This is a genomic window from Plantactinospora sp. WMMC1484 (assembly GCF_049315195.1).
In the GTDB taxonomy this organism is placed as follows: Bacteria; Actinomycetota; Actinomycetes; order Mycobacteriales; family Micromonosporaceae; genus Plantactinospora.
On record NZ_CP186055.1, the window covers coordinates 1,512,650 to 1,537,685 of the forward strand.

24 protein-coding genes and 1 pseudogene are annotated in these 25,036 nt (G+C 72.5%); 6 read left to right on the plus strand and 19 right to left on the minus strand.

Annotation, left to right across the window (positions count from 1 at the left end):
* Positions 1–119: 119 nt before the first annotated feature.
* The 4 genes and pseudogenes from ACN28C_RS06660 to crtI all read right to left on the minus strand — a co-directional run bounded on the left by ACN28C_RS06660 (position 120) and on the right by crtI (position 4,329).
* Complete coding sequence (locus ACN28C_RS06660) at positions 120–908, minus strand: polysaccharide deacetylase family protein (protein ID WP_422772677.1); 789 nt, start codon at positions 906–908, stop codon at positions 120–122.
* Between the two features lie 91 nt (positions 909–999).
* Positions 1,000–1,926, minus strand: coding sequence for a MerR family transcriptional regulator (locus tag ACN28C_RS06665; protein ID WP_422774555.1), 927 nt, complete (start codon positions 1,924–1,926; stop codon positions 1,000–1,002).
* 255 nt (positions 1,927–2,181) lie between these two features.
* Positions 2,182–2,755, minus strand: a pseudogene (gene idi, locus ACN28C_RS06670) (isopentenyl-diphosphate Delta-isomerase); the annotation flags it as partial.
* Positions 2,756–2,838: 83 nt separating this feature from the next.
* Positions 2,839–4,329, minus strand: coding sequence for a phytoene desaturase family protein (crtI, locus tag ACN28C_RS06675; RefSeq protein WP_422772678.1), 1,491 nt, complete (start codon positions 4,327–4,329; stop codon positions 2,839–2,841).
* Between the two features lie 164 nt (positions 4,330–4,493).
* Here crtI and ACN28C_RS06680 point away from each other — a divergent pair, with 164 nt between their 5' ends.
* Complete coding sequence (locus ACN28C_RS06680; protein WP_422772679.1) at positions 4,494–5,432, plus strand: phytoene/squalene synthase family protein; 939 nt, start codon at positions 4,494–4,496, stop codon at positions 5,430–5,432.
* Between the two features lie 52 nt (positions 5,433–5,484).
* On the opposite strand, the gene ACN28C_RS06685 is transcribed toward ACN28C_RS06680, so the two are convergent.
* The 3 genes from ACN28C_RS06685 to ACN28C_RS06695 form a co-directional block, all read right to left on the minus strand.
* A complete protein-coding gene (locus ACN28C_RS06685; RefSeq protein WP_422772680.1) occupies positions 5,485–6,372 on the minus strand; it encodes a carbohydrate ABC transporter permease in 888 nt (295 codons plus the stop codon).
* Between the two features lie 12 nt (positions 6,373–6,384).
* Positions 6,385–7,338 (minus strand): carbohydrate ABC transporter permease, encoded by a 954-nt coding sequence (locus ACN28C_RS06690; protein ID WP_422772681.1) that lies wholly within the window; start codon positions 7,336–7,338, stop codon positions 6,385–6,387.
* An 88-nt stretch (positions 7,339–7,426) separates the two neighbouring features.
* The gene (locus ACN28C_RS06695) at positions 7,427–8,803 is read right to left on the minus strand and encodes an ABC transporter substrate-binding protein (protein WP_422772682.1); all 1,377 of its coding nucleotides are present in this window, start codon (positions 8,801–8,803) and stop codon (positions 7,427–7,429) included.
* A gap of 331 nt (positions 8,804–9,134) precedes the next feature.
* Here ACN28C_RS06695 and ACN28C_RS06700 point away from each other — a divergent pair, with 331 nt between their 5' ends.
* From ACN28C_RS06700 to ACN28C_RS06715, 4 genes are all read left to right on the plus strand, one after another.
* Entirely contained in the window at positions 9,135–10,619 is a 1,485-nt protein-coding gene (locus ACN28C_RS06700; protein WP_422772683.1) for a dihydrolipoyl dehydrogenase family protein, read from the plus strand.
* A 136-nt stretch (positions 10,620–10,755) separates the two neighbouring features.
* Positions 10,756–11,757 (plus strand): LacI family DNA-binding transcriptional regulator, encoded by a 1,002-nt coding sequence (locus tag ACN28C_RS06705; protein ID WP_422772684.1) that lies wholly within the window; start codon positions 10,756–10,758, stop codon positions 11,755–11,757.
* 196 nt (positions 11,758–11,953) lie between these two features.
* Positions 11,954–13,588 carry an alpha-amylase family glycosyl hydrolase gene (locus tag ACN28C_RS06710; protein ID WP_422772685.1) on the plus strand — a complete coding sequence of 545 codons (1,635 nt, stop codon included), beginning with the start codon at positions 11,954–11,956 and terminating at the stop codon, positions 13,586–13,588.
* A 247-nt stretch (positions 13,589–13,835) separates the two neighbouring features.
* Positions 13,836–14,420, plus strand: a complete 585-nt coding sequence (locus ACN28C_RS06715; RefSeq protein ID WP_422772686.1) for a pyridoxamine 5'-phosphate oxidase family protein — start codon at positions 13,836–13,838, stop codon at positions 14,418–14,420.
* A gap of 59 nt (positions 14,421–14,479) precedes the next feature.
* Here the strand turns inward: ACN28C_RS06715 and ACN28C_RS06720 are convergent, their stop codons facing one another.
* From ACN28C_RS06720 to ACN28C_RS06735, 4 genes are all read right to left on the minus strand, one after another.
* Positions 14,480–15,256, minus strand: a complete 777-nt coding sequence (locus tag ACN28C_RS06720) for a crotonase/enoyl-CoA hydratase family protein (protein WP_422772687.1) — start codon at positions 15,254–15,256, stop codon at positions 14,480–14,482.
* 57 nt (positions 15,257–15,313) lie between these two features.
* On the minus strand, positions 15,314–15,871 hold the full coding sequence (locus ACN28C_RS06725) for a DUF402 domain-containing protein (RefSeq protein WP_422772688.1): 558 nt from the start codon (positions 15,869–15,871) through the stop codon (positions 15,314–15,316).
* Positions 15,872–15,952: 81 nt separating this feature from the next.
* Positions 15,953–16,312 carry a nuclear transport factor 2 family protein gene (locus ACN28C_RS06730; protein ID WP_422772689.1) on the minus strand — a complete coding sequence of 120 codons (360 nt, stop codon included), beginning with the start codon at positions 16,310–16,312 and terminating at the stop codon, positions 15,953–15,955.
* Positions 16,313–16,403: 91 nt separating this feature from the next.
* A complete protein-coding gene (locus ACN28C_RS06735; RefSeq protein ID WP_422772690.1) occupies positions 16,404–17,465 on the minus strand; it encodes an NAD-dependent epimerase/dehydratase family protein in 1,062 nt (353 codons plus the stop codon).
* 158 nt (positions 17,466–17,623) lie between these two features.
* Between ACN28C_RS06735 and ACN28C_RS06740 the strand changes: the two genes are divergently transcribed.
* Positions 17,624–18,475, plus strand: coding sequence for a Rieske 2Fe-2S domain-containing protein (locus ACN28C_RS06740; protein ID WP_422772691.1), 852 nt, complete (start codon positions 17,624–17,626; stop codon positions 18,473–18,475).
* 58 nt (positions 18,476–18,533) lie between these two features.
* Here ACN28C_RS06740 and ACN28C_RS06745 read toward each other — a convergent pair whose 3' ends face one another.
* The 8 genes from ACN28C_RS06745 to ACN28C_RS06780 all read right to left on the minus strand — a co-directional run bounded on the left by ACN28C_RS06745 (position 18,534) and on the right by ACN28C_RS06780 (position 24,916).
* The gene (locus ACN28C_RS06745) at positions 18,534–19,898 is read right to left on the minus strand and encodes a LysM peptidoglycan-binding domain-containing protein (protein ID WP_422774556.1); all 1,365 of its coding nucleotides are present in this window, start codon (positions 19,896–19,898) and stop codon (positions 18,534–18,536) included.
* Positions 19,899–19,907: 9 nt separating this feature from the next.
* On the minus strand, positions 19,908–20,309 hold the full coding sequence (locus tag ACN28C_RS06750) for a pilus assembly protein TadG-related protein (RefSeq protein WP_422772692.1): 402 nt from the start codon (positions 20,307–20,309) through the stop codon (positions 19,908–19,910).
* A gap of 107 nt (positions 20,310–20,416) precedes the next feature.
* Positions 20,417–21,019, minus strand: a complete 603-nt coding sequence (locus ACN28C_RS06755; protein ID WP_422772693.1) for a TadE/TadG family type IV pilus assembly protein — start codon at positions 21,017–21,019, stop codon at positions 20,417–20,419.
* Entirely contained in the window at positions 21,016–21,432 is a 417-nt protein-coding gene (locus tag ACN28C_RS06760) for a TadE/TadG family type IV pilus assembly protein (protein ID WP_422772694.1), read from the minus strand. The genes ACN28C_RS06755 and ACN28C_RS06760 overlap by 4 nt, the downstream gene beginning before the upstream one ends.
* Positions 21,433–21,436: 4 nt before the next feature.
* Positions 21,437–21,664 (minus strand): hypothetical protein, encoded by a 228-nt coding sequence (locus ACN28C_RS06765; RefSeq protein WP_422772695.1) that lies wholly within the window; start codon positions 21,662–21,664, stop codon positions 21,437–21,439.
* Between the two features lie 33 nt (positions 21,665–21,697).
* The gene (locus tag ACN28C_RS06770) at positions 21,698–22,567 is read right to left on the minus strand and encodes a type II secretion system F family protein (protein ID WP_422774557.1); all 870 of its coding nucleotides are present in this window, start codon (positions 22,565–22,567) and stop codon (positions 21,698–21,700) included.
* 25 nt (positions 22,568–22,592) lie between these two features.
* The gene (locus tag ACN28C_RS06775) at positions 22,593–23,495 is read right to left on the minus strand and encodes a type II secretion system F family protein (protein WP_422772696.1); all 903 of its coding nucleotides are present in this window, start codon (positions 23,493–23,495) and stop codon (positions 22,593–22,595) included.
* Complete coding sequence (locus ACN28C_RS06780) at positions 23,492–24,916, minus strand: CpaF family protein (RefSeq protein WP_422774558.1); 1,425 nt, start codon at positions 24,914–24,916, stop codon at positions 23,492–23,494. The genes ACN28C_RS06775 and ACN28C_RS06780 overlap by 4 nt, the downstream gene beginning before the upstream one ends.
* Between the last annotated feature and the right edge of the window lie 120 nt (positions 24,917–25,036).

Consider the following 25,036-nt stretch of genomic DNA (forward strand, 5'->3'; position numbering starts at 1 on the left):
ATGACAACTTCAGCGGCTGTGCTCCCATCCGGCCCCGCCGGAGGCCTGGAAAGCATACGTGATGGCCAGCCGCACGGCCAAACCGGTATTGCCTCTAGGACAAAGTGCCTCAAACCACCTTACCGCAGCCGGGTGATCCCGTACTTGCGCTTCAGGGAGCTGATCACGGTGCGGCAGGCGCCGAGGGTGCGACTTCGGTCACCGCCGCCGTCGTGCAGCAGCACGATCGAACCCGGCCGGGCCTGCTGGGCCACCCGTTTGCTGATCTCCGGAGTGCTGGTGTCGTCCCAGTCGGCGGGGTCGACATCCCAGTGCAGCGGCTTCATCCCGAGTTCGCGGGAAACCTGGACGATGGCCGGGGTCCACTTGCCGCCGGGCTGGCGATAGTACGGGATCCGGACTCCGGGCACCGCCCGCTGGATCTCCTGGCTGGTCCGGCGCAGGTCGGCCCGGATCTGCGCGGTGCTCCGGGACCCCAGCTCCAGATCGTGCTGCCAGCTGTGGTTGCAGAGCGTGTGGCCCTCCCGCACCATCCGCCGCACCAGCGCCGGATAGCTCTTGACCTTCACCCCGAGTACGCAGAAGGTGGCCTTGACCTTCGCCTGGCGGAGCTGGTCGAGCAGCCTCGGGGTCCACTGTGGATGGGGCCCGTCGTCGAAGGTCAGCGCGACCGCGCGTACCCCGGTCATCCGCTGCGTGTTCAGCGGGCCGATCTTCGCTCGCGGGGCCGGCTTGCGGGCCGGCTTCGCGGCGGGCGGCGTGGTCGGTGCGGCCGATGGTGCGACGGAAACCAGCGGGATCGGTGGATAGGGCAGCGGTGAGCTGCTGGAGCTGGGCTTCCCGTTCGCGCAACCGGCGGACAGCAGCACCAGGACGAGACCGGCGACGACCGCAGTACGTCTTCTCACGCGGCGACTCCCGAGGGGCTTTCGGGTTACGGCTGCCCCACGTTAGCGGACGTGCGTGCGGGAGTGATGTCCCGAATGCTCGATACCCGGATCACCGTCCCGAAAAGTCGGGTACCTCCGCGAGCAGCGCAAGCGCCTCGGCGAGCGTCGCCGGGCTGCGTACCCCGACCGGCAGCAACTCCGGCGGCCAGCCGGGACCGGCGGCGGCCAGCAGCGGCGGCGGCCGGTGGGCCCTCCGCACCGCGATGAGCTGGCCCGGGTCCCCGGTCGCCGCCGTGTGCGACCAGAGCACCACGGCCGCCGGGGCGGTCCGGCCGACGGCGTCGAGCAGCGCGCTCACCGGCATCCGTGCGCCGAGTAGCCGGCAGTGCACGCCCGCCTGGGCGAGCGCGGCGGCCAGCGCCTCCAGCGGGAGGCTGTGCTGCTCCTCCTCGGCGCAGGAGAGCAGGATCCGGGGTGGCGCACGGTCGACCGGTGGCCGGGGCACCGCCGCGAGCGCCTCCGACACGCATCGGGACAGCAGGTGCTCCACCTCGACGTATCCGGCGGTGGTGGCGTGACGCTCGCCGATGCCGGCAAGGACCGGCCGGAGCATCCCCTCCCACGTGGCGACGACGCCCTCGGCCTCGATCGCGGCCGTGATGGTCGCGCGCATCGAGAGCGGGTCGAGTCGCATCGCGGCCCGGGCCAGGCCGTGCGCCGCCGGCCCGGCCCGCCCGACGGGGATCGTCGCACCGCCGCCGTGCCGGGCCGGCGGCAACCGTTCCGGATGCGGACGCTGCCCGGGTACGCCGCCCCGCCGTGCCCAGTGGGCGGCCTCGGCCGGGGTGATCCCCTCGGTGGTGAGCCGGCGCATCACGTCCAGCCGGGCGAGGTCCTCGGCGCTGTACCGCCGGTGCTGACCCGGCACGTGCCGGCTCGGGCCCAGCCCGTATCGCTGGTGCCAGCTCCGCAGCGTGGTGACGGCGATGCCGAGCCGGCGTGCGACGGCACCGGCGCTCAGCCCGTCGTCGGCCACCTGGTCGCGGGGACCGTGTGCGGCCAGCCGGTCGTCGGCCGCCCGGTTGCCGGGCCGGTCATCGGCCACCTGACCGCTCCGCCGGGTTGTCCTCCTGGCCTGCGGTGGCCGGGCCCTGCTGCCACCGACCGCGGTTGTTCGACCGGTGCGAGGCTGCCGGCGCCGCGCTGGCGGGGGCTGTGGACGGTGTGCCGGCGGGGGCTGTGGACGGTGCGGTCGACTGTGCCGGGGGCGGTGGCGGCGGTGCGGGGTCGGTGAGGCGGTCGAACACTCCGGCCAGCCACGGTGCGTACGCCTCCGGCTCGGCCTCCAGCCCGGCGCGCAGCTCGTCCGGATGCACCCAGCGCAGGTCGGCCACCTCGTCCGGGTTGGGCAGCACGGGCCGGTCGGCGGTGAAATCGCCCCGGAGCACGTGGTCGTACTCGTACTCCACCCGACCCGTTCCAGGGTCCTCGGCGCGGTAGAGGTACACGCCGAGCTCGGTCAGCGGGCCGGCGTCGATGCCGAGCTCCTCGCGCAGCCGCCGGGCGGCGGCCACACCGAGTGGCTGGCCGGGAGCCGGATGACCGCAGCAGGTGTTGGCCCAGCGCAACGGGAAGCGGGTCTTGACGGCTGCCCGCTGCTGGAGCAGGATCCGCCCAGCCGGGTCGATCAGCAGCACCGAGAAGGCCCGGTGCAGCTCGCCGGGCGGCCGGTGCGCCTCCTCGACGGTCCGCATCCCGACCGGCCTGCCGGCCTCGTCGACGAGTTCGACCAGGTGTGTCTCGCGGTCGCCGGGAAGCGCGTCGCCCTTCCCGGCCGGCAGGTTGCCGCCCTTCCCGGCCGGCATGCCGCCGTCGGCAGCACGCGGTATGTCGCGGTCGGCCGCACCCGGCATGCCGTCGTGGTCGGGCGGTGTGTGGTGGTCGGCTGTCATCGGCCACTCCCTCCAGTCACCCGGGCGGCGGCGAGCTTCCCGGAAATCAACACCATGGGTACGCCCACTCCCGGCTGGGTGCCGGAGCCCACGAAGACGACGTTGGGCAGTGTGCGGTGCAGGTTGCCCGGCCGGAACGGGCCGGTCTGCCACAGGTTGTGCGCAGCGGCGAACGGCGTACCGGCGGCCATCCCGGCGTCGGCCCAGTCGGCGGGGGTGACGATCCGGAGCACCTCGACGCTCTCGGTCAGCCCGACGTAGCCCCGGCGTTCCAGGGTGCGGAGCAGGTCGTCCGCGTACCGGCGGGGCAGGTCGCCGCGCCAGTCCAGCCCGGCGCCACTGTCGAGGTTGGGCACCGGGGCGAGCACGTAGTAGCCGTGCCGACCCGTCGGCGCGACCGACGGGTCGGTCCGGCTCGGGTTGGTGACCAGCAGCGACGGGTCCGACATCAGTTCGCCGCGCCGGATCACCTCGTCGAAGGTGCGCCGCCAGGCCCGCCCGAAGTGGATGTTGTGGTGGGCGATTCCCCGGTAGCCCTGCCCGGCCCCGACATGCAGCACCACGCAGGACGGCGAGTATCGCAGCCGCCGGGGTGGGGCGCCGTCGGGCAGCAGGTCGCGGTGGGCGACCGGCAGGTCCGGGTTGAGCACCACCACGTCGGCCGGCACCACGGCACCATCGGCCGTGCGTACTCCGGTCGCCCGGCCGGCCGACGTCTCGACCCGGGTGACCGGGGTGCCGTACCTGATTCGTACCCCGTGTTTCTCGGCGGCGCCGGCCATCGCCCGGGAGACCGCGTGGATGCCGCCGCGCGGAAAGTACACGCCGGCGACCGAGTCGAGGTAGGAGATGACGGTGTAGATGGCGAGCGCGTCGTGCGGGGCGAGGCCGGCGTACATCGCCTGGAAGGAGAAGATCCGGCGGGTCCGGGGGTCGGCGAAGAACTGGTCGACCTTGGTCTGTAGCCTCCGAAACGCCCCGGCGGCCAGCAGCCGGAGCAGGTTGGCGGTGAGCAGGTCCGCCGGGCCGTCGAGGTTGCGGTCGATGAAGTCGGCGCGTTCGAGCTGCCAGAGCCGGCGGGCGTAGTCGACGAACCGCAGGTAGCCGTCGGCCTCCCGGGGGCCGCAGACCCGGGCCACCTCGGCGGCCATCCGGGCGGTGTCCGGCAGGACGTCCAGAGTGGAGCCGTCCGGGTAGTGCGCCCGGTAGGTCGGGTCGAGCGGGACGAGGTCGAGCCAGTCGGTCAGTTCCTCGCCGACCGCGCCGAGCGCCTCGGCGAGCAGGTCGGGCATGGTCAGCACGGTCGGCCCGGTGTCGAACTCGTAGCCGTCGACGGAGAGCCGCCCGGCCCGCCCGCCGGGACCGGACTCGCGCTCCAGCACCGTGACCTGGCGTCCGGCGCCGGCCAGGTGCAGCGCGCAGGCGAGGCCGCCGAGCCCGGCACCGACCACCACCACCCGGTCGGTCCGCCCACGTACGGTTCGCACCTGATCACCTCCTGGAGCCGCAATCATCCTTGGTCCAAGGTCAGCAAGACAGCTTCTTAGCGCTTTTGTAACTAAAAGGTCCCTTGTTGACCCCGGACGGACCCGGAAACCGTGCCCCGGAAACCGGACGAGCGTACCCTGAGGGGTACGAGTTGCGTCGATTCATGCGTCGATTGGCCGGAGGAGGATCGGTGGACACGAGTCTCGAAAGCTCCTACGAACACTGTCGTGAGCTGCACCGACGGCACGGCCGGACCTACTATCTCGCGACCCGGCTGCTACCGGCGTGGAAACGGCGGCACGTGCACGCCCTCTACGGCTTCACCCGCTACGCCGACGAGATCGTGGATCGGACCGAGGAACTCCCGACCGCGCTCCGCTCCGCCCGGCTCGCCGACTGGTCCGAGCGGTTCCTGGCCGGGCTGCGCGGCGAGCCGGTGACCGATCCGCTGCTGCCGGCCGTACTGCACACCATCGCGGTCTTCGACCTGGACCGGGTCGACTTCGCGGCCTTTCTGCACAGCATGGCGATGGACCTGACCGTCACCAGCTATTCCCGCTACGCCGACCTGCTGGACTACATGGAGGGTTCGGCCGCGGCGATCGGCACGATGATGCTGCCGATCCTGGGTAGCGCCGATCCGGCCGCCGCCCGGGAGCCGGCCCGGCAGCTCGGCTTCGCCTTCCAGCTCACCAACTTCATCCGGGACGTCGCCGAGGACCTCGACCGGGGCCGCGTCTACCTGCCGGCCGAGGACCTGGCGAGGTTCGGGGTCACCCCGGCCGACCTGGCCGACGCCGCCGAGCGCCGACGGAGCAGCGCCGGCATCCGGGATCTCATCGAGTACGAGGTGAGCCGCGCCCGGCAGCACTATGCCGCGGCGGCGCCCGGGGTGGCCCTGCTCGCCCCCGGCTCGCAGTCCTGCATCCGCACCGCCTACGTGCTGTACGGCGGCATCCTCGACGAGGTCGTCGCCGGCGGCTACGAGGTCTTCGCCCGCCGGGCGGTGGTCCCGCGCCGGCGCCGGGCGGTGGAGGTCGCCCGAGCCCTGCTGGCCCCGGCCGGCGCCCCGCTGGTGGTACCGGGGACGGCCGTCCCCTGACGCCGTCGGCCGCAACGCCGTCGGCCCGTGACGCCGTCGGCCCGTGACGCAGTCAGCCCTTGATGCTGCCCGTGGTCAGGCCGGACATGATGTTCCGCTGGAAGATCAGGAAGATGATCACGGTCGGGATCGCGGCGATGACCGAGGCGGCGACCACCACGTTCATCGGCGTGCCGCCGGAGAAGGCGTAGATGCCGACGCTGACCGTTCGGGTCTCCGGCGACGGCATGACCAGCTTCGGCCAGAGGAAGTCCTTCCAGACCGCCGTCACCGCGAGGATCGAGACCACCCCGAGGATGGGGCGTGACATCGGCAGGATGATCGACCAGAGCGTGCGCAGCGGCGTCGCGCCGTCCATCACCGCCGCCGCCATCAGCTCCTCGGGAATCGAGTCGAAGAAGCGCTTCAGCAGGAAGATGTTGAACGCGTTCGCGACCAGGGGCAGCCAGATGGCGAACGGCGAGTCGAGCAGGTTGATGTGCAGGACCGGCAGGTCGATCACGGTCACGTACTGCGGGACGATGAGGACCATTGCCGGGATCATCAGCGTCGCCAGCATCATCCCGAGGAGCACGTTGCCGAAGACCGGGCGGAGCTTCGAGAAGGCGTACGCCGCCGCGGTGTCGAGGACGAGCTGGAACAGCAGCGCCCCGGTCGCGTAGTAGAACGTGTTGAAGAGCAGCTTGGCCAGATCCAGGTTGTTCCAGGCGTCGACGTAGTTCTGTGGCTGGGGATCGGCGGGAAAGAGTGACGGCGGCGTCTGGGCGAGCTCCTGGCCGGACTTGAGCGCCCCGGTGACCATCCAGTAGAGCGGCCCGAGGAAGACGAGCGTGAACACCAGCACGACGGCGGTGAGCAGCGTCCAGTAGACGACCCTGCCGCGCCCGCGCCGCAACTGCGCGTGCGAGATGAGGGTACGGGTGCCGGAGTCCTGTGCCATGTCTGGCCCGTCCTAGTCCTGTTTCGAGGTGAGCCGCAGGTAGACGGCGGAGAAGCCGGCCAGCACCACGAGCATGATCACGCCGAGTGCGGCGGCGCCGTTGAGGTCGTTCTGGAAGAAGCCGTGCTGGTAGATCAGGTACGCCACCGAGGTCGCCGAGTCTTCCGCACCCGCGCCGTTGGCCAGGATCAGCGGCTCGATGAAGAGCTGCATCGTGGCGATGATCTGCAGCATCGCCAGGAGCAGCAGGATCAGCCGGGTCTGCGGGATGGTCACGTGCAGGATCCGGCGCCAGATCCCGGCGCCGTCCAGTTCGGCGGCCTCGTAGAGATCACCGGGGATGTTCTGCAACGCCGCCAGGTAGATCAGCACCGCGCTGCCCATGTTCATCCATGTCGAGGCGATCACCATCGCCGGCATCGTCATCTCGGGCGACTGCATCCACTCCGACGTCGGCAGGTGCAGCGCCTTCAGGATCGCGTTGAAGAGTCCGGCGTCGCTGGGGTCGTACGCGTAGAACTTGAAGAGGAAGAGCGCCGACGCCGGCGGCAGCATCACCGGCAGGTAGACCAGGATCCGCAGGTAGCCCTTGGCGTGCCGGAACTCGTTGAGCAGGATGGCCACGAAGAACGGCACGGCGTAGCCGAGCACCAGCGCGAGGAGCGTGAAATAGAGGGTGTTCCTCCATGCGGTCCAGAAGCTGGGGTCGTCGAGGATGCGGGCGTAGTTGTCCCAGCCCACCCAGGTGGTCTCGCCGCGCCGGGTGCGCTGGAAGCTCATGACGACGCCGCGCACCATCGGATACCAGGAGAAGACGGCGAAGCACGCCACGGCTCCGATCAGGAAGGCGTGCCCGGTGAGGTTGTCCCGTACCTTCCGGCCGAGGCTCGCCCGCCGCGGCCCCGCCGCGGACGGCGGCGCGGGACGCCCGGCACTCCTGGTCTCCGGGACGGTGGTGGTCGCCAACGCAACTCCCTGCCTGAGATGTGACCGGACGGGCGGCGCGGACCGCAGGCGGTGGGGACCGGGCGCGCCGGCCCCCACCCCCACGCGGTCAGCTCTCGCTGGCGAGTAGCTGGTTGACCTTCTCCTCGGCGGTCCTGAGCAGCGCGTCGATGTCGGCGTTCGGGTTCGTCAGCACGCCGGACATGGCACCGTCGAGCACCGCGTAGATCGCCTGCGCGTTACGCGGCTCACCCTTGATCGGGATCGGGTTCGCCTCGAAGACGGCGAAGTTCGCGGTGTCGACGTTCGCGTTCGCCCTGCGCAGCTCCAGCTCCTGCTTCTGCGCCTCGGTGCCGTTCGCGAAGAGCAGCGGCTGGGGCAGGCCGACCGGATAGTTCTGCGGCTTGGCCCGGACGTAGTCGAACTGGCCCTTGCCCGGCGTCAGCTTCTGGTACGCGATCCACTTCAGGCCGGCCCGGACCTGCTCGGGGGTGAGGCCCTTCTTGAAGAAGTAGCCCTCGCCGCCGCCGAGGGTGGCCTTCGCCGGGCCGTCCTGGCCGGGCAGCGGGCCCATCGCCCAGTCCTGGAACCTGCCCTGGAACTGGCTGACGATCGCCTGGGTGGAGTCCGGCGCTCCGACGAACATGCCGACCTTGCCGGCGGCGGCGTTGGTCAGCAGGTCGCCCCATTGCAGCAGTTGGCGGGCGCCCATGCTGTCGTCGCCGTACCGCATGTCCTTGAGGTTCTGCAGCACCTGCCGGCCCATCGGGTTGTGGAAGTCGGCCTTCTTGCCGTCCGGGGTCAGGATCTGGCCGCCCTGTGAGTAGAGCAGGGCGGTGAAGTGCCAGCCACCGGTGTTGCCGGCGCTGTATTCGGCGTAGCCGGCGATGCCGTCGCCGAGCGCGGAGATCTTCCTGGCGGCGTCGCGGACCTCGGGCCACGTCTTGGGGGGGTTGTCCACGTCGAGCCCCGCCCGCTGGAAGAGGGCTTTGTTGTAGACCAGGCCCATCGAGTAGTTCTTCACGGGTACGGCGTAGAGCTTGCCGCCGTCGCTGAAGACCTCCTTGAGCGCCGGGTCGACGCTGTCCCAGGTCGGGACCGTCTCCTCGGTGGCGAACTCGGTGATCTCCATCGCCTGCCCGGAGTCGAGCACCTGTTGCATGTCGGTCATGTAGCCGTAGAAGACGTCGGTCACGGTGCCGCCGGCCAGCCGGGCGGTGAAGTCCGGCGGGTTGTTGCACTGCTCGCCGACGCTCACGCTCTTGACGACGATGTCGGGGTTCTGCCGCTGGAACTCGGCGACGTCGTCGTTCCAGTTCTGCAACAGCTCCTTCTGGGAGCCGACCGGCTGGCAGTCGACCGTGATGGTGACCTTGCCGCCGGCGTTGTCGTCGTCGCTGCTCTTCGTCGAACATGCCGTGAGGCTGAGCCCCAGGCCGGCCACGAGCGCCAGCGCCGCGGCCTTCCGGTGCTGCGGTACGGACATCTGTCCATCCCTTCGGGAACGGGGAGTCTCCATGACCTCTGCCGATCCGTTGGGTGACCAGGCCCTGGAGCTGCGTGGCGTCGAGTGTGTGAGTGGGGTCACTGTAGCGAGACCGACTCATTTCCGCAAGATCTCGATTGTGTTTTGAAAAGACACGACCTAGCTACCGCAGATAGTGGACAGAGTCGTGAGACCTTGTGCGAGATAGTATGATTCGAACCTTTCGGAGCACCGATCAGGGTCATTCCGGGGGCGTCCGGACCGGGAGCCGACCCCGCACGCCCCGGCGGTCCGCCTGGTCGCCCCGAGGCGGATCGGGAAAGCTGGCGGTATGGCTGAACAGGAACGGATGCGCGTGGCCGGTGACGGCGGCGCGCCCGCCGACGGACCGGTGGGACCGGACGTGACGGCGGACGTCGACGTGGTGGTGGTCGGGCTCGGCGTGGGCGGCGAGGAGGCGGCTGGCCGGCTCGCCGCCGCCGGCCTCTCGGTCGTCGGCATCGAACGCGACCTGGTCGGCGGCGAGTGCCCGTTCTGGGGGTGCGTGCCGAGCAAGATGATGATCCGGGCGGCCAACGCGCTCGCCGAGGCGCGCCGGGTCGACCAGGTGGCCGGCCGGGCCACGGTCGAGCCGGACTGGAGCACGGTGGCCAAGCGGATCCGCGAGGAGGCCACCGCCGGCTGGACCGACGACGCCGGGGTCGAACGGTTCACCGCCAAGGGCGGCCGGTTCGTCCGGGGCAGCGGCCGGCTGGTCGGCCCCGGTCTGGTCCAGGTCGGTGACGAGCTCTACCGGGCCCGGATCGGCGTGGTGCTGGGGACCGGCAGTACGCCGGTGATCCCGCCGCTGCCCGGGCTGGAAGGCACGCCGTACTGGACCAACCGGGAAGCGATGGAGCTGGCCGAGCTGCCCGAGTCGCTGGTGGTGCTGGGTGGCGGGGCGATCGGCGCCGAGCTGGCCCAGGTCTTCGCCCGGTTTGGTGTGCGGGTCGGCATGGTCGAGGCGGGCGGGCGGGTACTCGCGATGGAGGAGCCGGAGTCGTCGGAGCTGGTCGCCGCGGCGTTGCGCGCGGACGGGGTGACGGTGCACACCGGAGCCCGTGCCGAGCGGGTGGAGCACGACGGCAACGGCTTCACCCTGCACCTGACCGACGGCGCCCGCCTGCACGGCGAACGGCTGCTGGTGGCGACCGGCCGGCGGGCCGCCCTCGACGGGCTCGGCCTGGAGACGGTCGGGCTGGACCCGACCACGCGGTTCCTGGAGACCGACGACCGGATGCGGGTCGCCGACGGGATCTGGGCGGTCGGCGATCCGACCGGGCACGGCGCCTTCACCCACGTCGCGATGTATCAGGCGGCGATCGCGATCGACGACATCCTGCGCTGCGCCGGCGCGGGCGACGCTGCGGCGGGTGGCGCGGGCGGCGGCTCGGCCGGTGACGGGCGGCGGGCGGACTACCGCGCGCTGCCCCGGGTGACCTTCACCGATCCCGAGGTGGGCGCGGTCGGGCTCACCGAGCGGCAGGCCCGGGAGCAGGGCTACGACGTGCGGATCGGCTTCACTCCGCTCTCCGACTCCAGCCGGGGCTGGATCCACGGGGTGGGCGGTGAGGGCTTCGTCAAGCTGGTCGGTGACGCGGAGCGGGGCGTGCTGCTCGGCGCCACCTCGGCCGGTCCGGCCGGCGGCGAGGTGCTGAGCGCCCTGGCGGTCGCGGTGCACGCCGAGGTGCCGGTGACCACCCTTGCCGGAATGATCTACGCCTATCCCACCTTCCACCGCGCCATCGAGACGGCCGTCCGGGACCTGCTGTCGTGACCGTGCGACCCGTTGCCGCGCTCGCGCAACGGTGCGTCGTGAGCGCGGAAACGGTGCGGCGGCACTGGCGTCCGGCCGCCCGGTCACGGCTGACGATGGTTCGGTTTTTGCAGCCGGCTGACGTACGATCTCGGCCGTGACCAGAAGACTCACCGAGGTGGCCCGGAAGGCCGGGGTCAGCGAGGCCACGGTGAGCCGGGTGCTCAACGGCCGGGGCGGTGTCTCGGAGAGCACCCGGGTCGCCGTACTCACCGCCCTGGACGTGCTCGGCTACGAGCGCCCCAGCAAGCTGCGCGGCGAACGGGCCCGGCTGGTCGGGCTCGTCCTCCCGGAGTTGCAGAACCCGATCTTCCCGGCCCTGGCCGAGGTGGTCACCGGTTCGCTCGCCCAGCGCGGGCTCACCCCGGCGCTCTGCGCCCGTACGATCGGCGGGATCTCCGAACCGGACTACGTGGAGATGCTGCTCGACCACCAGGTCTCCGGGGTGATCTTCGCCGGTGGCTCGTACGCGTTGGCCGACGCCCCGCACGACCACTACCGGCGGCTCACCGACCGGGGCCTGCCGGTCGTACTGGTCAACGCCGGCGTGGACGAGCTCGGCTTCCCCTGCGTCTCCACGGACGACGCGGTCGCGGTCGAGCAGGCGTACGGGCACCTTCGGTCGCTCGGGCACGAGCGGGTCGGGCTGGTGCTGGGTCCGGCCGACCACGTGCCGTCCCGGCGGAAGTTGGCCGCGATGGCGAAGATCGCCGGCTGGGCCGAGGACGAGGAGTGCGTCGAGCGCTCCAGCTTCTCCATGGAGGGGGCCCGGGTCGCGGCGAGCAAACTGATCGAGCGCGGCGTGACCGGGATCATCTGCGCCAGCGACGTGATGGCGCTCGGCACCATCCGGGCTGCCCGCCGGCTGGGTCGCGCCGTACCGGCCGACATCTCGGTGGTCGGCTTCGACGACTCGGCGCTGATGACCTGCACCGATCCGCCGCTGACCACGGTCCGGCAGCCGATCGAGACGATGGGCCAGGCCGCGGTGGACCTGCTGGTGAACCAGATCGACGGGGTCGGGGTGCTCACCGACGAGCTGCTCTTCGAACCCGAACTGGTGGTACGCGGCTCCACCGCCCCGGCCCCCGGCCACTGATTCCCGGCAACCACTGCCCCGGCGTGCCTCCCCTGTCCAGGGGCGCTTTGGCCTGCCCAGCTTCGCAGGCAGGGTAGTCGCTATCTTTCAGACTTCTGTCGGATTATTGCGGTGGCGTACGCGAGTTTGTATCGTCATCGCCACGAAACGTGGCACACACCGGCGGTCGGCGGGCCGATCCAGAGAGCAGGTACTCGTGTCCAGTTCAGACAGCCGCCCGTGGTGGCGAGACGCGGTGATCTACCAGGTCTACCCGCGCAGCTTCGCCGACGGCAACGGCGACGGCATCGGCGACCTCGCCGGCATCCGCACCCGGCTGGACTACCTGTCCGGGCTGGGCGTCGACGCCATCTGGTTCGGTCCCTGGTATCCGTCCCCGATGGCCGACGCCGGCTACGACGTCTCCGACTTCCGCTCGGTGGAGCCGGTCTTCGGCACCCTCGCCGAGCTGGAGGAGCTGATCGCCGAGGCGCACCGGCAGGGCCTGAGGATCATCGCCGACCTGGTGCCGAACCACTGCTCCGACCGGCACCCGTGGTTCCAGGCCGCGCTGGCCGGCGGTCCCGGCGCGCCGGAGCGGGAGTTGTTCTGGTTCCGCCCCGGCCGCGGCCCGGACGGGGACCGGCCGCCGACCGACTGGGTCGGCGAGTTCGGTGGCCAGACCTGGACCCGGACCACCAACCCGGACGGCACCCCGGGCGACTGGTACCTGCACCTCTTCGCCGCCGAGCAGCCGGACTTCAACTGGGACCACCCCCGGGTACGCGCCGAGTTCGAGGAGATCCTCCGGTTCTGGTTCGACCGGGGAGTGGACGGCATCCGGATCGACTCGGCGGCGCTGCTGCTCAAGGACGCCACCCTGCCCGAGGTGGTGGAGGGGGCGCCGCACCCGTTCCACGACCTGGACGGGGTGCACGACATCTACCGGAGCTGGCGACGGATCGCCGACAGCTATCCCGAGCCCCGTGCCCTGATCGGCGAGGTGTGGCTGCCGGACCGGCAGCGGTTCACCAACTACCTCCGACCGGACGAGCTGCACACCGCGTTCAACTTCGACTTCCTCAGCTGCGCCTGGGACGCGGCCAAGCTGCGGGAGAGCATCGACGGGACGCTGGCCGAGCACGCCGCGATCGACGCCCCGGCCACCTGGGTGCTCTCCAACCACGACGTGACCCGGATCGTGACCCGGTACGGCCGGACGGACACCACGTTCAGCTTCGCCAGCAAGCGGGAGGGCACCTACACCGACCTGGAACTGGGTACGGTGCGGGCCCGGGCCGCCGCCCTGCTCTCCCTCGCCCTCCCCGGCGCCGCCTACGTCTATCAGGGCGAGGAGCTGGGGCTCTGGGAGGTCGAGGACATCCCGCCGGCTCTGCGCCAGGACCCGATGTTCCCGCGTTCCGGATTCGTCGACCCCGGACGCGACGGCTGCCGGGTGCCGCTGCCCTGGTCCGGCGACACGGCACCGTTCGGGTTCAGCCCCGACGGCGCCACCGCCGCACCCTGGCTGCCCCAACCGGCCGCCTGGAAGGACCAGACCGTACAGGCACAGACCAGCGACCCGCACTCCATGCTGGAGCTCTACCGCGAGGCGATCCGGATCCGGCGCGGCCTGCCGGCCCTCGGCGACGGGACACTGCGCTGGCTGCCGGCGCCGGACGGCGTCCTGGCCTTCGCCCGGGATCCCGGGTTCGCCTGCGTGGTGAACCTCTCCGGCACACCCGTGCCGCTCCCGCCGCACCAGAGCCGCCTACTGGCCAGCCGGCCGGTGGACGGTAATCTGCTGCCCTCCGACACCGCCGTCTGGATGCGTACCGCCGAGCAGGGCTGACGGTGCGCGAGCCGGTGGCGAGCCACCGCGCTCCGCGAGGTGGCCGCCGGCGCCGGTGAGTACGCCGATCTCACCGGTGCCGCGGTGGTGACGCCGGCGGCGGGGACGCCGACCCCGCCGCCGGCGGACCCACGCAAGGCAGGGCCCCCCGTTATCGTTTTTTGTATAGGAAGGGTCCCTTCCTAACCACGCTGACCCGGCGGCGGCCCGGCGGGTTCGGCGGCTCGGCGGATGGGGGAGGATGCGCATGGGCAAGACCTACGACCGGATCGACGGCAGGCTGCGGAGCTTCATCGAGAACCAGAAGGTCTTCTTCGTGGCGACGGCGCCGCTCGGTGCCGACGGACACGTCAACGTCTCGCCGAAGGGGCTCGCCGGCTCGCTCGCGGTGCTCGACGAGCAGACCGTGGCATATCTCGACTTCGGTGGCAGCGGCGCGGAGACCGTCGCGCACCTGCGGGAGAACGGCCGGATAACCCTGATGTGGTGCGCCTTCGATGGCCCGCCGACCATCGTCCGGGTGCACGGCCGGGGCGAGGCGGTCTTCCGGGACGACCCCCGGTGGCCGGAGCTCGTCCGGCACTTCCCACAGCAGGACGGCGCGCCGGGGCAGCGGGCGATCGTCGTGGTCAGTGCGCGCCGGATCAGCGACAGCTGCGGCTACGCGGTCCCGTTGCTGGACTACCGGGAGGAGCGGGCGCTGCACACCGACTACTTCGGCCGGAAGACCGACGAGGAGTTCGCGGCATACTGTGAGCGGAAGGACCACGTCGGCACCAGCCTCGACGGCCTGCCCGCACTGCCGCTGCCGCTCCCGTCGCTGCCGGCCTGAAACGTCCCCGGCGTCGGCCCGCGCCCGGGCAGCGGCCCGACGCCGGGGACGACGGCCCCCTATGGGGGACGGGAGGGCTGGTAGGAGCCGTGGCGGCCCGCGCCCGAGGTGAACCGGGCCACCCCCTCGGTCGCGTCGACGGCGAGCGAGTTCATCCCGTACGCCAGCTCGGTGCGCATCGCCTCCTCCTCGGTCCGGCCGGCGGCGGCCAGCGTGGAGAGCCGGTCGTTGCGCAGGCAGGTCTGCGGGAAGGCGGCGATCTCGGCGGCCAGCGCCTCGGCAGCGGCCCGCGACTCGCCCGGCCCGACGAGCCGGTTGACCAACCCCATCTCGTACGCCTCGGCGGCCGGCACCGGGCGGCCGGTGAGGATCAGGTCCATCGCCCGGCTCTGCCCGATCAGCCGGGCCAGCCGGACGGTGCCTCCGTCGATCAGCGGTACGCCCCAGCGCCGGCTGAAGACCCCGAAAACCGCGTCGGACTCGGCGACCCGCAGGTCGCACCAGAGCGCCAGCTCCAACCCGCCCGCGACGGCGTACCCGGCGACGGCGGCGATCACCGGTTTGCCGAGACGCATCCGGGTCGGGCCCATCGGGCCGTCGCCGTCCGGCTCGACCCGGTTGCCGCTCGGGGTGGTGATCGCCTTCAGGTCGGCGCCGGAGCAGAACGTGCCGCCCTCGCCCCAGAGCACCGCCACCGAGGCGTGCCGGTCGGCGTCGAAGGTCCGGAAGGCGTCCGCCAGGGCCCTCGCGGTCGGGCCGTCCACCGCGTTCCGGCTCTCTGGACGGGACAGCACGATCGTCTGCACCGGGCCGCTTTCCTCAACTCGTACGCCCACCGGATCAGGATGCCCGTCCGGATCGGCGCGCGCACCCCCTGACCACTCCCTGATCGGTCACGGCCGGGTGAGCGGGCCGAAGCCCTCGGCGGCGAGCGCGGCGAGTTCGTCGAGGGCCTGCCTGGCCCGGGCCGCCGCCTCCGGGTCGCGTTCCGCCAGGCCGCTGGCGAGGAACTCGTCCTCGTCGAGCCGGAGCACCTGACTCCGGTCCGCGGACGTCCACAGGTCGAGGTCCAGGTCCGGCACCACGACCACCCGGCCGGTGACGGTGGCCGGCCGGGTCACGTCGCAGTACCAGCCCTTCCGCGCGCCGCCGGCGTCGTATACCTCCTTGACCGAATACCACCGGTCCCGCCAGTAGTGCTCGATCCAGACGTCACCCGGTTCGAAGCGGACGAAACCCATGTCCCGGACCGCCGCCTTGCCCCACGGTGCGCGGACGACCAGGTGGATGCCGTCGTCGGCCAGCACCGACGCGGGGTAGTGGAGATCCGGCCGGGGCGCCTTGACCAGATGGATCGTCACCGCGTCCCCGGGAGCCAGTTGCCCACCACCGGCGCCGCTTCCGCCGGTCGCCACCGGCCCACCACCGGCACCGCTTCCGCCGGTCGCCACCGGCCCACCGCCGCCCATCGCCGAACCGCCTCTCCGGGCCGTCTCCTTGTCCCCGCCGTCCGTCGCTTGCGATGAGACGGGTCAGGCCGGCGGCGAGAAGGGCCACTCCTCGAACGCGGCGCACCGGCCGTCCCCCGCGAACGTCATGAGCCACAGGTCCCGGAACTCCTGGCCGGTGCCGTACCGGACCTCGAGCCGGGCCACCGCCACGTCGCCGTCCACCGCGATGATCTCACTGCTCATCCCGAACTCCTCGTTGTGGCCGTCCCGTTCGGCCTCCCACATCGTGCAGATGTCCCGCAGCCCCACCACCGGCTCGCGGTAGGGGCCCTGCAGGTAGGTCGCGTCGGAGGTGAAGAGCGTCGAGAGCGTCTCGGTGCCCGGCGTACGCCAGGCCCGCTCGTATCCATCGATCCACTCCTGCACCCGAATCCGATCCATGGTGTCCACTGTGCCAGCCCGAGTTGTCGGCCCGGGGGCGTACCCGCCGAAAGGTCACGCCGTCCGGGCCGGGTCACGCCGTCCGGGCCGGTCAGGCCGCCCGCCGGTCGGGGGTCTCGCGACCCGGCCGCAGCGGCGGGCCGCCGGTCCCCGCACCGGCGGCGATCCCGGCAACGAGATCGCGCAGCGCCTCCCGGGCGTTCCGCCGAGGCCGCCAGCCCAGCTCGCGGTCGGCCCGGGAGCAGTCCATCAGCGGAACGGCGGCCCCCATCTCCAGCCAGCGCTCGTCGGCCGGGACGAGCCGGCTCCGCCAGGCGGCCCGGTTCAACAGCCGCAGCAGGGCCAGCGGCAGCGGCGCCGCCCAGCCGCCCAGCTCCGCCGCGACCACCGTCCCGTCCAGCACGGGTTCGGCGGCGATGTTGAACGCTCCCGACCGGTCGCCGCGCACCGCCCGCAGGTACGCTTCGGCGGCGTCGTCGGCGTGCACCACCTGGACGCGCAGCCGCCGGTGTCGCGGCACCACCGGATGTCGGGGCACCACCGGCAGCCGCCCCGGGCGGAGCAGCGAGGCCGGGGCGAACCGGCCGAGAAAATACCGGGTGATCTCGGCCCCGGCGTCGTGCTGGAGCACCAGCGCCGTGCGTAGTCGGGTCACCCGGAGTACCGGATAGTCCCGCTCGGCGGCGGTGAGCATCGCCTCCACCGCCGCCTTGTCGGCGCTGTAGCCGGATCGCCCGATGCCGGTGACCGGCCAGTTCTCGTCCACCCGAGCATCCGTCGGCCCGGGCGCGTACGTGCCGACCGAGGAGGCGTAGACCAGCTTCGGCACCCCGGCCGCGAGCATCGCGTTGACGACGTGCCGACTGCCGTTGAGATTGGCCCGGCGCAGCTGCGCCCGGTGGTGGCTGGGCTGGACCTGCCAGGCCAGATGCACCACGGCGTCCGCCCCGGCCAGCTCCTCCGCAAGCGGGTGCAGGCAGGCCGGGTCGCCGAGGTCGGCGGCGTGCCAGCGCACCCGGTCGTACGGCGGCCCCGCCTCCGGCGCCGGACGGCGCCGCGCGATGCCGATCACCTCGATGTCCGGCTCGCCGGCCAACCGGCGCAGCAAGGCGGTGCCGACGTTGCCGGTGGCTCCGGTGATCGCGATCCGCATGTCGGGCGGTCTACCCCGGCCGGCCCCGGCCATGCCGGTCACCCGTCCGGACGGCAGCCACCCGCACCGGGCATGGCCGCCACCCGTCCGGGCGTATCGGCCTGGTGTTGGCGGGGTGCGGAGGTTTGCCCGGGCCCGGCGGCGGGAAGTTACCGCCGATGCGAGGCATTTTGACCAGACTCGAGCAGGCGACCGGCCTGGACCGTACGTCGGAACGCGTCCAGCAGGTGGTTGCGGCGGCGATCCGACCGCAGCGGCTCCGCGACGTCCTGCACGGGGTCGGGCTGGGGCATCCGTTGCACCCGGCGCTGGTGCAGCTGCCCATCGGGGCCTGGGTCAGCAGCGCCGTCCTCGACCTGATGCCCGGTCAGCGGCGCGCCGCCACCACGCTGGTGGCCGCCGGCACCGCCAGCGCGGTTCCGGCCATCGTCGCCGGATGGAACGACTGGGCCTCGCTCTCCCGGGAACAGCAGCGGGTGGGTCTGGTGCACGCGCTCGCCAACGGAGTCGGCCTGGCGATGTACGCCGGCTCACTTGCCGCCCGGCTGACCGGGCGGCACGGTCTCGGCCGTGCCCTCGGCCTCGTGGGCCTGACGGCGGTCGGCGGCGGCGGGTTCCTCGGGGGGCACCTCGCCTACAAACAGGGGGCGGGTGTCAACCATGGCGTTCCGGAACTGCGGCTGATCGAGGATGGCTGGCACGCGGTGGCGGACATGTCCGCCCTGCCGCAACACGAGCTGCTCACCCGTCGGGTCGACGACGTCGCGGTGGTGGTCTACCGGGACGGCGACGACGTCACCGTCATGCTGGAGCGGTGCGCCCACCAGAGCGGCCCGCTCGGCGCCGGCGAGGTGACCACCGTGAACGGGCGGACCTGTGTGCGGTGCCCCTGGCACGGCAGCACCTTCGACCTCGACAACGGCGAGGTGGTGCACGGCCCGGCCGGCACCGACCAGCAGGTCCTGCCCACCCGGGTGATCGGCGGCGTCCTACAGACCCGCCTGCCCTGACGCTGAGGACGCAGGAGCGGTCAGCCGGCGGTCATCCGGTCATCCGGTCATCCGGCGGTCATCCGGTCATCCGGCCGGTCGACCGGTGCCGGCCACCGCCGGGCAGCGATGGGCGGCGGGCGGAGCGGTTACGCAGCCCGAAGACCGCCCCGATCTGCGCACCGACGATGCCGGCCACCGCGAGCACCGCGGAGACCGCGAGTGGCCGGTTCAGCTCCTCCACCGCTCCGGCCCGGGACGCGCCGACCGCGTACGTGCCGCCGGCACCCTCCGTACCGCTGGCGGGGCCGAGCCCCTCAGCACCGCTGGAGGAGCCGCGCCCGTCGGCGCTACCGGAGGGCTGGGCGGGCGGCGTGCCGGCCGGCTGCCGCGCATCGGCGGACTGCCCCGGGTCGACCGCCGACTGCGGTGCCGATTGCGGTGCCGACTGCGGTGCCGACTGCGGTGCCGGCGGCTGCGGCTGCGCCGGTTGTGGTGCCGGCGGTTGCTCGCCCTGTGGCGCCGGAGCTGCGGGTGCGGCCTCCGGCCAACCGCCGGGCGGCGGCGGGACCGCGACCAGGCCGGTGGCGTGCTGTCGGGCGCCCCGATCCTCGGCGGCCGGCGGCAGGTGCAGCAGTTGGCCCGGCCGGATGCGGTCCGGGTCGCGGATCTCGTTGAGCCGGGCCAGCTCCGGATAGCGGTCGAAGTCACCGAGGTACCGGCCGGCGATGTGGCCCAGGTAGTCTCCCCGCTCCACCCGGTAGACCGGCTCCGGCACTGTCCCTCTCTCGTCCGGCGGCCCGACCAGCCACTCCGGCGCCGGTCCGGAAGCCGGCTCGCCCGTCAGCCACTCCGGCGCCGGTCCGGAGGCCGGCTCGCCGGTCAGCCAGTGCGGCGCCGGTCCGGAAGCCGGTCCCGGCCCGACCGGCCCGTCCGCGGTGACCGGCCGCCCCACCCCGACCACCAAACTCGCCCCAGCCAGCTGCCCGTTCCCAGTCAACTGCCGACCCCCAGCCACGTGTCCCACGCCGGCAGGGCTGGCCGCGCTGGCAGCGGTGGCGGCCGGCCCGAACGCCAGCACCATCGCCACCGAGCCGACCAGGGCGGCGGCCCAACGCTGCTGATGGCCGAGCCCGGGCAACCGGATCGCTGGCCGGCGCAGGACCCGGGCGGGTATCTCGACGAGCACCGAGAGGGCGAAGGTGGCCCAACCCGCCCAGCCGACGACGGCCAGCGCCCGCAGGAAGAGCTGGCCGTCGTCGCGGCTGGTCAGCGCGGTACCGATCTCGTCCAGCCCGGGCACGTGGTCCGGCAGTGGATTGCCGGCCAGGGCCAGCAGCGCCAGGGGCGCCCCGACGAGCAGTCCGATCAGGACGATCAACGCCCCGAGTCCGGTGCAGAACTGGCCGGCCCGGCGGGCCGCCCGGGATGCAGGCATGGCGATGCCCCCTATTCAGCGGTTCGTCGTGGTGAGGAGTGTCGCGGTGGCCGTACCCGGCACCGTGATGTTGTCGGCGAAGCCGAACAGGTCGAGGAAGACCGTGTCGTAGTCGAGTTCGAGGTTGACCGTCAGGGTGGAGTTGTCCCCGGCGAGCGCGAAGTCCACGTCCCATTCCGTGACGCCTTCGACGCCCGCCAGGTAGTTGTCGACCGCCGTCCGGGCGGCGGCCTCGTCCAGCAGCGTGGTCCCGTCGACCAGCAACTGCCCGAGGTCGATCGCCTGGCCGCCGGCCCGCGCCGCCTCGGCGGCCAGATTGTCGGCGCGTTGCATGGTGCGGAGCTGGCCGGCGCCGTCGTACGCCAGCCCGATGATCGCCAGCACACCCACCAGCGCCACCGCGAGAAAAAGACTCACCCGCCCGCCATCCCGGCAGCAGGGCGCCGTAGATCTTGACGATCTGTTGCTGCTGGAACGACAACAAGTCGTCAAGATCTCCGCGACGCCCCACCTTGGTGGGGTCATCAGGCACGGTCCGTGGTGGGGGGTGGCGTGGGGGTTGGGGGCGGCGTGGGGTGGGTGGGGGGCGGGGTGGGGGTGGGGGCGGGGGTGGGGGGCGGGGCGGGGCGGGTGGTGGCGAGCCCGAGGCTTCTGCTCCGGTAGCGGTCCAGGGGCGAGACGAAGGTCGCCTCGACGGTGCTGTACGTCCGCGCGCTCGGCAACAGCGGCATCCGCAGGTCGCGTACGGAGACGTCGCAGGTGACCGTCACCACCACCGAGGCGTCCGTGCCGAGGCCGGTGACGTAGGCGTCGTCGAAGTCGGCCGGCCGCCCGTTGACCGTACCGGCGAAGGTCAGCTCGGGATCGTCCGAACAGGACAGCCCCTCCGCCTCGAGGCGGCTCTGCACCGCCGCCCGCGCCGCGTCCCGGCCGTCGCCCGCCGTACGCGAGATCGACGCGGCCCGGGCGGCGTCGTGCGCCGCGGCCTCGATCGCCTCGTGCGCGACGGCGGTCCGGCCGGCGACCCCGGCCAGCGCCACCAGGGCGAGGAAGGCCGGGGCGAGGATCGCCGTCTCCACCGAGACCGACCCCCGGTCCCGGCTCCGCGTCCCCGGCCCGCCGCTCACGGCGCCCCCTCGTCGGTGAACCGCTCCACGGTCCCGAACGCGGTCTCGCTGATCGGCGGCAACGAGATCAGCGGTACGACCCGGAGTGGCTCGCCGGTGACGGTGGCACTCACCTGCGTGTCGTCCGGCTCCGGAACGGTCACCGTGACCTCCCAGCCGACCAGCCAGTCACCCGCCCGGTCGAGGAAGTCCTCGGCGCGCTGCTGCCCCACCCCGGGCTCGGCCTGGTACGCGCGCTGCGCGCTGACCGCCGACTGCGCCGCGTTCAGGGCGGTGGCGCGGGCGATGAACCAGGCGGCGGCCTGGATCGAGGCGAGCAACAGGATCAGGATGGCCGGCATCAGCACGGCAAGCTCGACCGGGTTGGCGCCCCGGTCCCACTCCGCACCGGCCGCCCGGCGCGGCCGTGACACGGGTTTACTCCGGGGCCGTGCCGGGTTCGGCACCGCCCGGCTCCGGGATGGCGTCCATCCAGTCCCCGACGCTCTGCGACACGGCGACCGTGACCGCCAGGGCGGCGGCCACCAGGCCGAAGATGATGACGGCGGTCGGGACCGGGCTGTCGCCCCGGTCCCGCTCACCGGCACGGCGAAGCTCGGCGATCCGTACGGTGAGCGCGACGTGCAGGTAGGCGATGATCGACATCACGGTCTCCCTCCTGTGGACGGTGGATCGAGGTCAGATCCGGGCGACGAACGGATAGAGGACGAACCCGACGAGGACGAAGACCAGCAGCGCCCCCGGGATGTCGAGCCGGCTGGTCACCCCCTCGGCTCGGGCGAGGTTGTCGGTCCGGATCTGGTCGCGCAGCGAGTCGGCCCGGCCCCGCAGCGAGTCGTGCACCTGGGCGCCCTCGGTGCCGGAGGACTGCATGATCGCCCCGACGTCGCCGAGTTCCGGGATGCCGATCTTCTCGGCCAGCTCCCGCAGCTCGTCCCAGGGTGAGTGCATCTGCAACTGGGCCAGCCGCAGCGCCTCCCGGATCCGCTCGAAGACCCAGCCGTCGCAGACCTCGGCCGCCCGCTCCAACGCCTGCACCGGCCCGTGCGCGGCCGACAGTTGCAGGGCGACCAGGTCCAGATAGGCACAGACCGCCTGCCGGAACTCGCGCCGGGCCCGCGCCGCCTTTCCCAGTACGCTGCGATGCGCCAGCAGTATGCAGAGCAGCGCGAAGCCGAGCGCACCCACGGTCGGCACCACGAACGGCAGCCGGATCCCGGCGACGAAGAGGATCGCGGTCGACACCGCCGGGGTGGCCAACCCGATCAGACCGGAGAGCAGCAGCGACAGCGTGTACTGCTCGGGTGACTGGCCGATCAGCGCGAGCTGGCGCTGCGGTGGGCGCAACCAGCGGGTCGCCCCGGCCAGCCACTCGAGGTTCGGGCCGGCAGCCCGGGACGGCCGGGTCAGCCCGGCCGGCTGGTGCAGCCGGCGCAATGCCGGGCCGAGCGCCGGAGTTGCCGGCAGTGCCTCCCAAACCAGCAGGAACAGGCCCATCCCGACGGCGGCGCCACCGAGCACGCCAATGGTGAGCTGCCAGTTGAGGATCACCTCGCGCTCCCATCCTCTCGCCTCATCGGAGCGCCTCCTCGCGGTCCGGCGGGGCGAGGAACCGGGCCGGCCGGGGCGGCAGGCTCATCGACCGCACCCAGGCGAGCAGGGCGACGAAGGCGGCGCCGAGCAGCACCATCACCAACTGCCCGTCCGAGGTGCCGTACGGCTCCATGTAGTCCGGGTTCACCAGCCCGTACGCCAGCACCAGCAGCGTCATTCCGGTCAGGAAGCGCACCGCGAACCGGGGCTGGGCCCGCTTCGCCTCCACCTCGCGCCGGGTCACCACCTCGGCGGCCGCCGCACCGGCGATCGCCCCGAGCACGTCGCCGAGGCGTTCTCCCCGGTCGGTCAGGTGCAGGATCAGCGCGGCCACCACCTGGTCGCAGACCGGGTCACCGATCTCCTCGGCAAAGGCCAGCAGCGCGGCCCGGGCCTGCCAGCCGGCGGCCAGCCTGGCGGCGAGCAGGCGTACCTCCTCGTCGATCTGCTCGGGTGCGGTCGAGACCGTGCCGATGATGGCCTGCTGGAGGCCCTGGCCGGTGCCGGAGACGTCCTTGAGACGGCGGGTCCACTCGCCGATCGCCTCGATCCGGTTGATCGCCCGCCGTTCGGCCCGGCCGCTGGTGAGCAGCCACGGCACGCCCGGCACCGCCACGGCGACCAGCAGGCCGATCACCGGCAGCCCGGTGAGCAGGAACGCGACCGCGCCGGCCAGGATCGCACCGACCAGCAGCGTCTGGTGGGCCCGCCGCTCCCGGGCGCTGGTGCCGTTTCCGTTCCAGAGCCGGCGCAGCACCGAGTCACGGCGTGGGCCGACCGGGCGACCCGTGCCGACCAGGGCGACGACCACCAGCACCAGCCCGGTGGCGCAGGCGACCCCGGAGAGTACGGCGATCAGCTCGATCTGCGACGGCAGTGTCATGCCGACCGCCCGAGCAGGCTGTGCCGTGGCCTCCGCCACGCACCCGTACCCGCCTCGATGTACCGGGTCAGCAGCCGGGCGTCGTACCCGACCCGGAGCAGCTGCTCGCGGACCCGTTCCGGCAGGTGGCGGGGGACCGCCCGGCCGTCCGGCCCCGGTCCGAAGACCGTCGTGGTGGTGATCCGGTTTCCGTCGCCGACCCCGACGACCTCCTCGACGTGCGAGACGAACCGGTGCTTGCGGCCGCCGATCGCCGTCTCGTCCTCGATGGTCACGTAGACGATCAGGTCCAGCGCGTTCCCGGCCATCCGCCGGGCCTGCTCGACGGTCATCTCCCGGCCGTGCGAGAGCGCCAGCTCGATGATCCGCTCGCTGACCCCGGCCGGGGTACGGGCGTGGATCGTGCACATCGAACCCCGGCTGGTGGTCATCGCCTGGAGCATCGGCACGATCTCCCGGGAGCGGACCTCGCCGACGATGATCCGGAGTACGCCCATCCGCAGCGCCAGCGGGATGAGATCGGCGATCGTCACCTCACCGGCCGGCCGCCCGTCCGGTCCACGGTCGCCGTGCCCCTCCCGGGACTCGAAGCTCATCACCGCCCGGTGCTTGCGACCGCGCCGGGCCGGCAGCAGCTCCCGGCTCTCCTCCAGCAGCACGTACGGCTCGTCGGTGGGGATCTCGTCCATCATGGCCCGGATCACGGTGGTCTTGCCGGCCCCGGCCAGCCCGGCGACCATGATGTTCAGTCCGGCCCGCATCGCCGCCCGCAGGAAGTCCCGGATCAGCACGTCGAGCATCTCGTCCAGGTCGGCCCGGCCACCGGCGATGTCGTCGAGGGTCACCTCGACGGTGTTGTGCTTGCGGATCACCGCGTACGGGCGGTGGCTGACCAGGAAGACGGCGGCCAGCCGGCTGCCGTCCGGCAGTTGCAGGTCCAGGGTGGGCTTGGAGGTCGAGAGCGACCGCTCGGTGGCACCCGCACGCCGGGCCGCCGCCTGGAGGATCTCCACCATCTCCTCGTCGCTGTCGGCGATCGGCTCGGCCCAGTCGACGCCGCCGCCCCGCCGGGTGATCCTGACGGAGTCGCAGCCGAGGATGTGCACCTCTTCGATCGAGTTGTCGACGAGCAGGGTCTGCAACCGGCCCAGCCCGACCAGTTCCGCGTTGACCTGGTCGAGCAGCATCCGTTCCTCGGCGGCGGACATCGGCGTACCGGCCCGGCGGGCGGAGTCGGCGTACTCGGAGACCACCGCGATGGCGAGCCGGGCGCGTTCGATGTCCTCCTCGGAGGTGCTGAACTCCCGGCCGCGCTGCCACTGGGTGAGCCGTTCACTGAGTTCGCGGCGGAGCTCCCGGACCACGCCGAAGTCGACCCGGGGCCGGGGCGGTGCGATCGGCGTCAGCGGCTGCGGCACCACCGCATACGGCGGCCCGGCATACGGTGGCCCGGCATACGGTGGCCCGGCCTGCGACGGCCCGGCCTGCGAGGCCGCTCCGTTGCCCGCCCCCGCCCTCGACGCCTGCCGGTGCCCGTTGTG

Bases quoted from the DNA above. Each gene is read 5' to 3' on its own strand.
- ACN28C_RS06680 (WP_422772679.1), top strand. From the start codon at position 4,494: ATGCGTCGATTGGCCGGAGGAGGATCGGTGGACACGAGTCTCGAAAGC.
- ACN28C_RS06685 (WP_422772680.1), bottom strand. From the start codon at position 6,372: ATGGCACAGGACTCCGGCACCCGTACCCTCATCTCGCACGCGCAGTTG.
- ACN28C_RS06695 (WP_422772682.1), bottom strand. From the start codon at position 8,803: ATGTCCGTACCGCAGCACCGGAAGGCCGCGGCGCTGGCGCTCGTGGCC.
- ACN28C_RS06700 (WP_422772683.1), top strand. From the start codon at position 9,135: ATGGCTGAACAGGAACGGATGCGCGTGGCCGGTGACGGCGGCGCGCCC.
- ACN28C_RS06715 (WP_422772686.1), top strand. From the start codon at position 13,836: ATGGGCAAGACCTACGACCGGATCGACGGCAGGCTGCGGAGCTTCATC.
- ACN28C_RS06730 (WP_422772689.1), bottom strand. From the start codon at position 16,312: ATGGATCGGATTCGGGTGCAGGAGTGGATCGATGGATACGAGCGGGCC.
- ACN28C_RS06735 (WP_422772690.1), bottom strand. From the start codon at position 17,465: ATGCGGATCGCGATCACCGGAGCCACCGGCAACGTCGGCACCGCCTTG.
- ACN28C_RS06740 (WP_422772691.1), top strand. From the start codon at position 17,624: ATGCGAGGCATTTTGACCAGACTCGAGCAGGCGACCGGCCTGGACCGT.
- ACN28C_RS06765 (WP_422772695.1), bottom strand. From the start codon at position 21,664: ATGTCGATCATCGCCTACCTGCACGTCGCGCTCACCGTACGGATCGCC.
- ACN28C_RS06775 (WP_422772696.1), bottom strand. From the start codon at position 23,495: ATGACACTGCCGTCGCAGATCGAGCTGATCGCCGTACTCTCCGGGGTC.